The sequence below is a fragment of the Lysobacter sp. genome (genome assembly GCF_035655815.1).
Classification (GTDB): Bacteria; Pseudomonadota; Gammaproteobacteria; order Xanthomonadales; family Xanthomonadaceae; genus Lysobacter_J.
This window is the reverse complement of the sequence record NZ_DASRTS010000055.1, coordinates 20,674-32,717: the sequence shown is the minus strand read 5'-3', so window position 1 is coordinate 32,717 and position 12,044 is coordinate 20,674. Positions and strand designations below refer to the sequence as shown.

Below are 12,044 nucleotides of genomic sequence, written 5' to 3'. Positions count from 1 at the left end.
TGGCGCAGTAGCGGCGGAAGCTGGCACCGTCGGGGCGTTCCCCCACCGCGGATTCCCTGCGGCGCCTCGGCGACCAGGAGGCCACCATGAAAGCGAAGATTGCCTTCATCGCATTGGCGATGGCCGCAGCGGCACCGGCATGGGCTGCCGAAGATCCCATCGGCGATCTGTCGAAAGTCACAGGACTCAGCGAACGCAAGGTACAGATGATCCTCGGCAACCGCACTGCGTTTGCGGAATATCCGTACACCTATGACCGTGCGCTGGAGAAGTTCGTCGAAGCCGTGGGCGACACCAACTACCAGCGACTGATGAACGGAGAGAGCGTGGCACTGCGCGACAAGGCCGGCAACGAGTACATCGTGCAGCTGAGGCAGGCGGACGAAGAGAACGCGCTGTAACGGCCAGGCCCCGCTTTACGCGTGCGACACGCAAACCGGTGACACAGACCATGACTTGCCACTTCCACCATGGGCCGCGTGCGACACGCGCGGCCCAGGCGGCGCGAAGCGGCCTCAGCGGGGTTGTTCGGCCGTAGCGGTCGACGGGACCGGCGCGGTACGACGGCCGATCTCGGCGACGTCGGCGGCCCTTTCGGGCGTGCGCCAGATGCGCTGCCACATCGCCTGGAGGCGATCACCTGCTTCCCACGGCCATTCCAGCTGCTCCGGCGGAATCTCGTTCCAGCCGTCGTCCTCGCGACGGGCAACCGCAAAACGGAAGCTGTAGTCGGGCTCGGCGCCCATGCGCAGGTCCGACACCACCAGGCGGTCGTCGCTCACCTGCGCCTTCATGAAACCATGGTTGAACCAGTGCAGCCGCTGCACGCTGGGATAGTCGAATACGCGCGCCAGTTCGAGCACGTCCGACGGGTATTCACGAAAGCGTATCGGCCCGCTGTCGGCCACCAGTGAGCGCTCGCCCTCGACGAAGCCATCCGGCGTCATCGCCACGACACGCCAGAGCAGGATGTTGAACGGCATCGGGACCGAGAAACGCGGGGCGTCCTCGAGGTTGTGCAGCGCCAGCGAGCGTTGCGCCTCCTGTTCCACCGCATGCTTGGCCCACAACGAAGCGCCCAGGTACAGCGAACTCATCGCTAGCCCGATCACCAGCGCCGACTGGGCGACGCGCCGCTCGCGCAGGAACCAGGCCGCCGCACACGCCAACAGCAGCCACACTGTATAGAGCGGATCGATGATGAACACGCTGGACCACATGACCGGCTTGATCGGCAGCGGCCACCACAGTTGCGTGCCGTAGACGGTGAAGGCGTCCAGCACCGGGTGGGTCAGCAGTGCCGCCTGCATCGCCCAGAACCATCGCACCGGCGACTGCGTCACCCGACCGCCGCGACCACGGAACCAGGTCCAGATGGCCCAGGCAACGAACGGCAGCACCAGCAACGAATGGCTAACGCTGCGGTGCCAGGTCATGCGCGCCACCGGGTCGTCGGTGAGCAGGTTGATCGGAAGCACGTCAAGGTCGGGAAGCGTGCCGAGCGCCGCACCCGCCAGCAATGCGGCGCGGCGATGCTCGGGCGGTGCGATGGCCGCGGCGACGGCGGCCCCGAGGAAGATCTGGGTCAGCGAATCCATGCCCCGATGCTAACCGCCCGGCCCGTGCGATCACGTGTGCCGTACGGGGTATCCGTCACAGCGTGCGCAAGACGACGACGGTCTTCGTCAGAGCCATTCCATCCGGTACCAGGCCCAAGCGGCCTGGCCCGGTTCGAGCACGCGCGGCGCCAGGTTGAATGCATCCGGCGGGCCGGTCTGCGGCTCGACACAGGTGGCATGCGCCAGCTCGTCGAAGACGACCCAGTGCGTGCAGTCGGACGTGAGTCGTAGGGATTGCCCGGCGCGGTGCAACGTCACCGGTGCGTCGTTGATGAAGCAGTCGTCCCACGGGCCCGGCGGAACTTCGGACGGAGACAGGATCGTCATACCCTCCGCATCGCGGGGATACATGCGTTGCGGCGAGAACTCCAGCCGTTCCGGCTTGCGGAACCAAGGATGCCAGCCAAAGCTCACCGGCATTGCGCGTTCGTCGGCGCTCACCGACAACTCCAACCGCAGTTCACGTTCGTCCAGCAGCAACCGCTGCCTGCACGTGCCGCCGAATGGCCAGCGCTCGTCTTCGGGCAGCGACAGCGAGAGTTCCAGTTGCTGCGACGATCGTGCATCGACCTGCCAGGGCAGTACGAACGCCACGCCGTGGATCGCGTGCTCGCCAAGGTTGATCGGCAACTGATGCATGCGCCCGTCGAATTCGAAACCGCCGCGGCGGATGCGCCCGGCCCACGGCGCCATCGGATAGCTGCCCCAGGCGATCGCGCTGCCGCCCGCTTCGTCGTGACCGACCAGTTGCTTGATGCCGTCGAAGCGGATCTGCGCGATGCGCCCGCCCGCCTCCGGTGCGACCTCCACCGACAGCTGGCCGCAATGGAGCTGGATCAGCTCGCCAGGCGCGAGCGGTCCCGTCGCATCGCGCATGAGCGACGCCGCTGCATCACTCGCCATAGGGTCGCAGCGTGCGGATGCGGCCGTCCGCGTCGTGCTGCAACGGCGCGACCTTGATCGAGCGCAGGTGCGTGACGCCGCCCGACAGGATGGAGTCGTGATAGAAGAGGTACCACTGGCCGTCGAACTCGCAGATCGAATGGTGCGTCGTCCAGCCCACCACCGGCTCGAGGATGCGTCCCTGGTAGGTGAACGGACCGTAGGGGCTGTCGCCCACCGCGTAGCACAGGTAATGCGTGTTGCCGGTGGAATACGAGAAGTAGTAGCGTCCTTCGTACTTGTGCAACCAAGCGGCCTCGAAGAAGCGGCGGTCGTGATCGCCCGCGAGCAGCGGCTGGCCGGCTTCGTCCAGGATCACCACCTCGCGTGGTGCCTGAGCGAACTGCTTCATGTCTGCGGTGAGGCGCGCGATCTTAGGGCCCAGTGCCGGCTCGTCGTCGGCCGGTTCCTCGTTGCCCGCGTCGAAGGCGTTGTCCCGGTACTTCTGCAGCTGCCCGCCCCAGAGTCCGCCGAAGTACATGTAGTACGCGCCATCGTCGTCGGCGAACACCGCCGGGTCGATCGAATAACTGCCGGCGATGGCTTCCGGCTCCGCGACGAACGGACCTTCGGGCCGGTCGCCCACCGCGACGCCGATCTGGAAGATGCCGTCGGCCCGCTTCGCCGGGAAGTACAAGTAGTACTTGCCGTCCTTCGTCGCCGCGTCGGGCGCCCACATCTGCCGCTGCGCCCACGGCACGTCCTTCACGTGCAGCGCGACGCCGCAGTCGACGACCTCGCCTCGCGGCGAATCCATGCGCAGGACGTGGTAGTCCTCCATGCCGAAATGCGAGCCGTCGTCGTCGAACGGAATGCCCGCGTCGATGTCGTGCGACGGATAGATGTAGAGCTTGCCCTCGAACACGTGCGCCGACGGATCGGCCGTGTAGATGTGGGTAACCAGCGGCTGCGAGATGGCCTTGGCGGCCAGCGCCTGCAGCTCGGCGTTATCGATGTCGGACATGGCAGTTGCCTCGTGGGGACTCGTCGACTCAGGTCACGGCGCCGGCATGCGAGCGGCGCAGGCTCAGCTCCTGCTCGATGCGCGATTCCATCGCCTTGTTGATCTCGTACAGGAACAGCAGGACCACGCACAGCAGGAACGGCAGCGACGCGTACACGCTCACGGCCATGCGGATGCCGTCCACGGTTTGCGGCGCCTGCATCGCGGCGTCGGCGTTGTAGCCGTAGTAGGCCAGGATGCCCGCGACGAGCGCGCCGCCGAAACTCAGGCCGATCTTCAGGCCGCACAGCATCGCCGAGAAGATGATGGCGGTGGCACGGCGGTGGTTCTTCCATTCGGAGTAGTCGGCGACGTCAGCGATCATCGCCCACAGCAGCGGAATGGTGATGCCGTAGAAGAAGCCGTGCAGGATCTGCGAGACGAACACCACCCACGTGGCCTGCGGCGGAAACACGAAGAAAGCCAGCATGAACAGCGTGGACACGAACAGTGCGCCGCCGAACACGTCACGCTTGCCGAAGCGGTCGGCCAGGCGCTTGGAGAAGCCGATGCCGAGGATCATGAAGATGATGCCGCCGGCATTGAACAGGCTCAGCGCCGAGGTGGGCGCGTCCTTCGGCCACTGGAATTCGGTCAGCCCGATGCCGGTGAGCACGGAGTTGAGTCCGGCGATGAAGCCGTTTTTGAAGCCGACGTCATCGAGAAACTTCGCCAGGTGCGGTTCGCTGAGGTAGTACTTGAAGTAGTACACGTACATGCCGCCCTTCAGCGCGAGCGTCATGAACACCAGCACGGTGAGCAGCAGCATCACCACCCACGGACGGTTCTTCGCCAGGTCGGAGAGGTCCTGGCCGATGCTCGACTTCTGCTCCGGCGCCGGGACGATGCGCTCCTTCGTGGTGAAGAAGGTGATCAGGAAGAACACGGTGCCGACGATGGCGAACAGCATCATCGTGTTGTGGAAGCCGCGTACTTTGTCGCCGTCGCCGAGGATCAGCACCAGCGGCAGCAGCAGCGCCTGGATGATGAACTGCGCCACCATCACCGCGACGAAGCGGTACGCCGACAGGCTGTTGCGCTGGGCCATGCTGCCGGTGAGCACGCCGCTCAGCGCCGAATACGGCAGGTTGTTGGCCGCGTACACCAGCACCAGCAGCGTGTAGGTCGCGAACGCATAGGCGACCTTGGCCTTCGGCCCCAGGTCGGGCGTGCTGAAGGCCAGCAGCGAGAACACGCCGAACGGGATCGCCGTCCACAGGATCCATGGCCGGAACTTGCCCCAGCGCGTAACCGTGCGGTCGGCGGCAATGCCGATGATCGGCGTGAACACGAACGCACCCAGCAGGCCGACGATGAAGATGATCGTTGCGGCGGTGCCCGGCGGGATCCGGTACACGTCGGTATAGAAGAACGCCAGGAACGTGACCAGCGTCTGGAAGATCAGGTTGGCCGCCAGGTCGCCCAGGCTGTAGCCCACCTTTTCCCGCACGGAGAGGATTTCGGAAGTGCTGTTCATGTTCACCGGTGATGAGGGGTTCTGCATCCGGAGCGCTGGCGCTTCCGGATGCGGTGCGGCCCGCCCGGTGCTGTCGCACCGGAACGGGCCGCAGGTTACCGCTGTTGGATCACGACGTGCGCCGGATCAGGACGGCATCGATCAGAACGTGCCGCGCACGCCAAGCGTGTACGTGGTGCCCGGGTCGTACCAGTCGTTCACCGCATTCTCGAACGCAAAGAACGAGCGACGCTCCTCGCCAGTGATGTTGGTGACGTTGAAGAAGATCTGCGGCTTGGACTTCACGTTGACCAGTGTGTAGCTGGTCGACAGGTCCAGCTGGCCGCGATCCTCGCCGTACAGCTGGGCGAACGGGATGCCCTGCTGGTTGGCGCCGCTGGCGGCCGCGCCTTCCTGCCAGTTGTACGACAGGCGCGCGGCGGCGACGTCGTTCTCCCAGTAGACGGTGGCGTTCCACAGCGACGGAGACAGACCGTAGACGTTGGATTCCAGCGCCTTCGCATCCTTGCCGATGGCGGAGATGTCGATCTTCGAGTAGTTGGCCATGAAGCCCAGGCCGTCCAGCACGAAGCTCAGCGGCTGCACCCAGATCGCTTCCCAGCCGCGGATCTCCAGTTCGGCGTCGGCGTTGACCTGCTGCTGCACGTTGACGGTCGCCACGTTCGGGCCACCGCGCGAGTTGATGGCGACCTGCTGCGAGTCGGTCAGGGTGTCGAACGGAATGCCGAGTTCGGTGAACGGACGGGTGGTCACGCCCTGGTACGTGTAGCCCTCGATGCGCTTGTTGAACAGGGTCAGGCCCACGAAGCCCTCGCCGCCGGTATACCACTCGCCGCCGATGTCGAAGTTGGTCGAGGTGTACGGAGTGAGGTCCGGGTTGCCCTGGCTGGCCACCTGGGCGGAGATGTCGCTGAAGGTGGTGGCCGGCAACATCGAGCTCGGATTGGGACGCGTCATGGTGCGCGAGGCCGAAGTGCGCAGCACGACGTCCTCGGCCACGTCCCAGGCCGCGCTGAACGACGGCAGCCATTCGTTGTAATCGCTGCTCAGCGTCCGCCACTGGCGCACGCCGGCGATGGTGACCGGGCCGCTGATGTCCTGGTCCGTCTGCGCGTAACGCACGCCCATGTTGAAGCGCAGGTTGCGGTTCCAGATCTCCGACTCGCCGTTGACCATGATGAAGGCCGCGGTGTTGGCCTCGTCGAAGCCGCCGGTCGATGCGCTGGTGTTGGCGTTGTTGGCCTCGGGTGCGTTGTCGCGGTAGAAGGCGTAGTTCGTGTCGGCCATGAACCGGTCGAAATCGACCGTCACGAAGCCGAGCGGACCTGGCTTGATGTAACCGGCCAGGGCCGAATCGGGCACCTGCGCCTGCGCATACGGCTGCCAGCTGGTGCCGGTGTCGCCGAAGCCGACGATGGTGCGGTAGTTCTCGTCGTAGGCAATGCCGAAGCTGACGTTGTTGCGGTCGTCGCCGAGTCGCAGGCTGGCATTGAGACCCTTCGTCTCGGTCACGCGCTTCTCGTTCTGCGCCCAGATGCGGCCGCCCGTCCAGGTCCAGCCCGCGTTCGGGTCGTTCAGGTCGATGTCGGTGGTCCAGGCCGGCAGGTCGCCGCCATTCGTGTACTGGATGGTGGTGAACGGCGAGTTGAAGCCGATGGTCGGCGAGTCGCGACGCATCCAGCTGCGGCTGTAACTGCCGGCGAAATCGAGCTTGACGTCGTCGGCGAAGTAGAACGTGCCGCCCGGCGTGACCTGCCAGTACTGCACTTCCTCGTTGTACGGACGCGCTTCCAGGAAGTACTGCGCATTGGTGAACGTGGCACTGGTCACCACGTTGTTGGCGTCCAGCTGCATGTCGATCGGGATCATGCCGCCGTTGCGGCCGATCAGGTTCACGTCGATGCGGTCGTTGCTGCGCTCGGCCTTCGTGTACAGGACATCCATGTACAGGTCGGTGTTCTCGTTCGGACGCCATTGCACCGACCCGAGGAAGGCGTCGCGATCACGGTCGCCCGACATGTGCACCGGACGGCCCAGACGCGGAATCAGCGCTTCGCCGATCTGTGCGGCCGTCAGGCCGGGATTGAGCTGCTGCAGCAGCGCGGCGTCGATCTGCTGCCCGGGAGTCAGGCCCGCGGCGATCGTCGAAGCGTTGTTCGGCACCGTGTCGGGGATGCGCCAACCGTTACCGCCGGTCAGGTTGCATGGCTGGCCCAGCGCGGGGAACGCAGTGCCGTTCGAAGCGCCGTTGCCACATTGCGCATTGGTCAGGTTCGGATTCGTCCAGCCGATCGTCTCGTAGCCTTCGACGCCCAGCTTGCCGCGTGCCGACGTCACGCCGGCGAGAACGCCGAACGTCTTGTCTTCATTGAGCCAGCTGCCGATCAACGTGCCGCGCGGGCTCGCTTCTTCGGCGATGTCGTTGTAGTCGGCCTGCAGGACGTAGGTGACCTGCGACTCGGGATTGTCGAACGGACGCACGTTGCGCATGTCGACCACGCCGGACGCGCCGCCCTCGGGCAGATTCGCGGTCGGCGACTTGTAGACCTGCAACTGGGTGAAGAACTCGGTCGGGAACAGGTTCAGGTCGACTTCGCGGTTCGCGTTCTGCGCGTCCAGACCGATGGAGGCCGTGGCCACGGACTGGCCGTTGATGGTGGTCTTGGTGAAGCTGCTGGGAAGGCCGCGGATGGCGACGTTGAGGCCTTCGTTGTTGACGTCGCGATTGAGCTGGATGCCCGGGATGCGGGCCAGCGACTCGGCGATGTTGACGTCCGGGAACTTGCCGATGTCCTCGGCGAAGATCGCGTCGACGAAACCGGTGGACTCGCGCTTGGCCAGCGTCGAGTACTCCAGGCTCTGGCGGAAACCGGTGGCAACCACGCGGTCGAGTTCGGTGACCGTCTGTTCGGTCGACTGTGCCGGTGCCTGGTCCTGCTGCGCGGTGGCGGCGGCCGGAGCCGCGGTCTGGTCGGCCGCCTGCGCGAATGCGGCACTGCTTGCCAGGCTGAAGATCGCCAGGCTCAACGCACGAGACAACGCGGTTCTTGCGATGCTGCTCTGCACCATACTCCCCTCCCGTTTCTGGTGGCTAAGACGGCCTGCGTTTGTCCCACGCAGTGCACGCCGGTGACTGGTTTGTGGTTAGGACAACGGTGGAACGCTCAACGAAGTGGGCGCGAAGGTAGCGCTACCAAATTGGTGGTGCAAGTCCCTTCGATCACGGTCGGTCGCGATGCACATTCCATGCTGCAGTGCAGCGTTGCGCGTTCAGCTCAAAACACGTTGCTGCGCCTTACGTGACGGGCGTCCGGGCTGTTCCGTAGCTTCGTGCGTTTGGGCTGTGCTAATGATAGCGGTATCACCGCGCCAGGCATTCGATGGCGCACTGCAGCACGACAATGCGACGGGCACGCGCACCACGTCCCGCAGCCCGACCAACATCAACGCAATCGCCAGCGCAGGATGCGGCGGGCACAAGGGGAACCCTTCGCGCATGAGCGAGTCGACCAACCACGCCGGAAACGCCGACGCCATCGCCAACGCAACGAGTGCGAAAGCGGGCATGTATCGCTGGCGCGTCTGCGCGATGCTGCTGGCCGCGACCACCATCAACTACGTCGACCGCCAGGTCCTGGGCGTGCTCGCGCCGTTCCTGCAGAACGAGATCGGCTGGAACGAGATCGAGTACGGCTACATCGTCACGGCGTTCCAGGCGGCCTATGCGATCGGCCTGCTGTGCGCGGGCGCGGTGATCGACCGTTTCGGCACGCGCATCGGCTACGCCATCGCGATCAGCGTGTGGAGCGTGGCGGCGATGGCGCACTCGCTGGCCGGTAGCGTCGTCGGCTTCGCACTCGCGCGGTTTGCGTTGGGGCTTGGCGAGGCCGGCAACTTTCCGGCTGCGATCAAGACGGTCGCCGAGTGGTTCCCGCGCCGCGAGCGCGCGCTGGCCGTGGGCATCTTCAATGCAGGCTCCAACATCGGCGCGATCATGGCTCCGCTGCTGGTGCCGATCATCGCCGCGACCTGGGGCTGGCGGGCCGCGTTCCTGTTCACCGGCGCGCTCAGTGCCGCATGGCTGGCCGGCTGGCTGCTGACCTACCGCCCACCGGAGCAGCAGCCCAAGCTCTCGGCCGCCGAGCTGGCGCATATCCGCAGCGATCCGCCGGAAGCGACGGTGAAGATCCCGTGGCTGCAGTTGCTGCGCCATCGACAGGCATGGGCTTTCGTCGCGGCCAAGTTCATCACCGACCCGGTGTGGTGGCTGTTCCTGTTCTGGCTGGGCAAGTTCCTCGCGTCCGAATACAAGCTGTCGCTGAGCACCATCGGCCTGCCGATGATCGTGGTGTACCTGATGGCGGACGTGGGCAGCGTCGCTGGCGGCTGGCTTGCCGGACGCTTCATCAAGCTGGGATGGGACGTCAACCGCGCGCGCAAGGGCGCGATGCTGACGTGCGCACTGTGCGTGGCGCCGATCGTGCTGGTCACGCAGGTCGACAACCTGTGGGTCGCGGTCGCGCTGATCGGCCTGGCGATGGCCGGACACCAGGGCTGGTCGGCCAACGTGTTCACCCTGCCCTCCGACATGTTCCCGCGGCAGGCCGTCGCGTCGGTCGTGGGCATCGGCGGGTTCGCTGGCGCGGTGGGCGGCATGCTGATGTCGATGTTCACCGGCGCACAGCTCGAATCCACCGGCAGCTACGCACGCATCTTCCTGATCGCCGGCGCGGCGTACCTGATCGCGCTGCTCGTCGTGCACCTGCTGGTACCGAAGCTGCAGCCCGCGCGACTGGAAGCGAAGGCAACCTCGGCATGACAACCATCGTGCCTTTCGTAGGAGCCAGGTCGCTGGCGACAGCATTTCCGAAAGATCAGGTCGCCAGCAAGCTCGCTCCTACGGGGTGGGGACACCATCGGCGCAGTGACAGAACCAACTTGCTGGAGTGGGCAGCATGAAGAGACATCCAGGCATCTTCCGTAGGAGCCAGCTTGCTGGCGACAGAGTTCGCGGCGAGGTGGGTCGCGAGCAAGCTCGCTCCTACATCGTGGGCGCCCTGTTCGCGGCGCTGACGCTGTCGCCCTTCGTCCTGCACGCGCAGGACGCGCCGCTCGCGGCGGGCCAACCCAAGTTCCTGGGCGGTGTATACAGCCCGACGCAGATCCGCAACTTCAGCTCCTACTGGAACAAGGTCACGCCGGAGAACTCGGGCAAGTGGGGCGAAGTCGAGGCGGTGCGTGACCGCATGGACTTCAGCGCGCTCGACGCTGCGTACAAGTTTGCGCGACAGCACGGCTACCCGTTCCACATGCACGTGATGGTGTGGGGCAACCAGCAACCGGAATGGATGGAGAAGCTTCCGCCGGCCGAGCAGCGCGAGGAGATCGAGGAGTGGTTCGCCGCGGTGGCCAAACGCTATCCGGACGCCGACTTCGTCGAGGTGGTCAACGAGCCGCTCAACGATCCGCCAAGCAAGGACGACGAAGGCGGTGGCAACTACGTCAATGCACTGGGCGGCAGCGGCGGCAGCGGCTGGGACTGGATCGTCGAGTCGTACCGCATGGCACGCCGGTACTTCCCGGATTCCAAGCTGCTGATCAACGACTACAACATCACCAACAAGCCGGACGCGACCAGACGCTACCGCGAAATCATCGACCTGCTGCGCAAGGAGAACCTGGTCGACGGCATCGGCGTGCAGGCGCATGCGTTCGAGACCAAGCCCGGCGTGCCCATGTCGGTGCACAAGGCCAACCTGGACGTGCTGGCCGAAACCGGACTGCCGATCTACGTGACCGAACTCGACATCGACGGTGCCACGGACGTGCAGCAGCTGAGGGACTACCAGCGCATCTTCCCGGTGTTCTGGGAACATCCGGCGGTGCGCGGCATCACGATGTGGGGTTATCGCCCCGGCCTCTGGCGCGAGAAGGAAGGCGCCATGCTGGTGCGCGCCGACGGCAGCGAACGGCCCGCACTGACATGGCTGCGCCAGTACGTGCGCGGCGAGGTGAAGGCGCCGGCGGTTCCGGAGACGCCGCCGGTCATCGGCCGCATCGAGCGTTTCGGCCCCGCCTTCGATGCCGTCGTGCCCAAGGGTGCGGTGGTCGAGCAACTGGCCGAAGGCTTCACCTGGGCCGAAGGTCCGGCGTGGATTGCCGACGGCAAGTATCTGCTGTTCACCGACGTACCGGGCAACACCATGTATCGCTGGTCGACGGAGGAAGGCCTGGGCATCTTCGAGAAGCCGTCGGGTTACGCGGGCAAGCCGGATCCGGCGATGCGCGAGGCCGGCGCCAACGGTCTGCTGCCTACGGGCGACGGCAAGCTGCTGTTCGCCGACTCGGGCAACCGCGCGGTGGTCCGCATGGACCTGAAAACCCGCGAGCGCACCACCCTCGCCTCGCGTTACGACGGCAAACGCCTCAACAGTCCAAACGATCTGGTCGAACGCAAGGACGGCAGCGTCTACTTCACCGATCCGCCGTATGGGCTCGCCGGTATCAACGAGTCGCCGCGCAAGGAGCAGAAGTTCAACGGCGTCTATCGCATCGCGCGCGACGGCTCCGTACAACTGGTCGACGACCGCCTCAGCATGCCCAACGGCATCGCGCTGTCGCCGGACCAGAACACGCTGTACGTCTCCAACACCGATGCGAAGCAGCCGGCGTGGATGGCGTACTCGCTCGATGCCTCCGGCAAGGTCGCCTCGCGTCGCGAATTCGCCAATGCCACGGACCTGGTCGGGCCGAAGGCGCCCGGCCTGCCCGATGGCATGTGCGTGACGGCGGATGGGCATCTGTTCGCCAGCGCCCCCGGCGGCGTGTTGCTGTTCGCGCCCGATGGAAAGCGGCTGGGGCTTATCGCGACGGGCAAGGCGATCTCGAACTGCGCACTGGGCGACGACGGCCGCACGCTGTATCTGACCTCCGTCGACATGCTCGCCCGCGTGCGTCTGGCCGAGGCTGCGAACGAAGGGTCGAAGCCTTGAATACGCAACGC

At 65.6% G+C, this 12,044-nt stretch carries 8 protein-coding genes; 3 read left to right on the top strand and 5 right to left on the bottom strand.

What is annotated here, in order from left to right; all coding sequences use genetic code 11:
* The first annotated feature begins 86 nt into the window (after nt 1-86).
* Complete coding sequence (locus VFE83_RS14640; protein WP_324907421.1) at nt 87-401, top strand: hypothetical protein; 315 nt, start codon at nt 87-89, stop codon at nt 399-401.
* Nucleotides 402-515: 114 nt separating this feature from the next.
* Here VFE83_RS14640 and VFE83_RS14635 read toward each other — a convergent pair whose 3' ends face one another.
* The 5 genes from VFE83_RS14635 to VFE83_RS14615 form a co-directional block, all read right to left on the bottom strand.
* Nucleotides 516-1,598, bottom strand: coding sequence for a metal-dependent hydrolase (locus tag VFE83_RS14635; RefSeq protein ID WP_324907419.1), 1,083 nt, complete (start codon nt 1,596-1,598; stop codon nt 516-518).
* Nucleotides 1,599-1,685: 87 nt separating this feature from the next.
* Entirely contained in the window at nt 1,686-2,495 is an 810-nt protein-coding gene (locus VFE83_RS14630) for an aldose epimerase (protein ID WP_324907417.1), read from the bottom strand.
* A gap of 16 nt (nt 2,496-2,511) precedes the next feature.
* Nucleotides 2,512-3,525 carry a glycoside hydrolase family 43 protein gene (locus VFE83_RS14625; protein ID WP_324907415.1) on the bottom strand — a complete coding sequence of 338 codons (1,014 nt, stop codon included), beginning with the start codon at nt 3,523-3,525 and terminating at the stop codon, nt 2,512-2,514.
* A gap of 28 nt (nt 3,526-3,553) precedes the next feature.
* Nucleotides 3,554-5,041, bottom strand: coding sequence for an MFS transporter (locus VFE83_RS14620; protein ID WP_324907413.1), 1,488 nt, complete (start codon nt 5,039-5,041; stop codon nt 3,554-3,556).
* 141 nt (nt 5,042-5,182) lie between these two features.
* Nucleotides 5,183-8,107 (bottom strand): TonB-dependent receptor, encoded by a 2,925-nt coding sequence (locus tag VFE83_RS14615; RefSeq protein WP_324907697.1) that lies wholly within the window; start codon nt 8,105-8,107, stop codon nt 5,183-5,185.
* Between the two features lie 430 nt (nt 8,108-8,537).
* Between VFE83_RS14615 and VFE83_RS14610 the strand changes: the two genes are divergently transcribed.
* Together VFE83_RS14610 and VFE83_RS19515 are read left to right on the top strand one after the other, a co-directional pair.
* The gene (locus VFE83_RS14610; RefSeq protein ID WP_414674755.1) at nt 8,538-9,860 is read left to right on the top strand and encodes an MFS transporter; all 1,323 of its coding nucleotides are present in this window, start codon (nt 8,538-8,540) and stop codon (nt 9,858-9,860) included.
* Between the two features lie 136 nt (nt 9,861-9,996).
* A complete protein-coding gene (locus VFE83_RS19515; protein ID WP_414674754.1) occupies nt 9,997-12,033 on the top strand; it encodes an endo-1,4-beta-xylanase in 2,037 nt (678 codons plus the stop codon).
* The last annotated feature ends 11 nt before the right edge of the window (nt 12,034-12,044 follow it).

Coding starts and splice junctions, on each gene's coding strand:
- VFE83_RS14640 (WP_324907421.1), top strand. CDS start 87: ATGAAAGCGAAGATTGCCTTCATCGCATTGGCGATGGCCGCAGCGGCA.
- VFE83_RS14635 (WP_324907419.1), bottom strand. CDS start 1,598: ATGGATTCGCTGACCCAGATCTTCCTCGGGGCCGCCGTCGCCGCGGCC.
- VFE83_RS14630 (WP_324907417.1), bottom strand. CDS start 2,495: ATGCGCGATGCGACGGGACCGCTCGCGCCTGGCGAGCTGATCCAGCTC.
- VFE83_RS14625 (WP_324907415.1), bottom strand. CDS start 3,525: ATGTCCGACATCGATAACGCCGAGCTGCAGGCGCTGGCCGCCAAGGCC.
- VFE83_RS14620 (WP_324907413.1), bottom strand. CDS start 5,041: ATGAACAGCACTTCCGAAATCCTCTCCGTGCGGGAAAAGGTGGGCTAC.
- VFE83_RS14610 (WP_414674755.1), top strand. CDS start 8,538: ATGAGCGAGTCGACCAACCACGCCGGAAACGCCGACGCCATCGCCAAC.
- VFE83_RS19515 (WP_414674754.1), top strand. CDS start 9,997: ATGAAGAGACATCCAGGCATCTTCCGTAGGAGCCAGCTTGCTGGCGAC.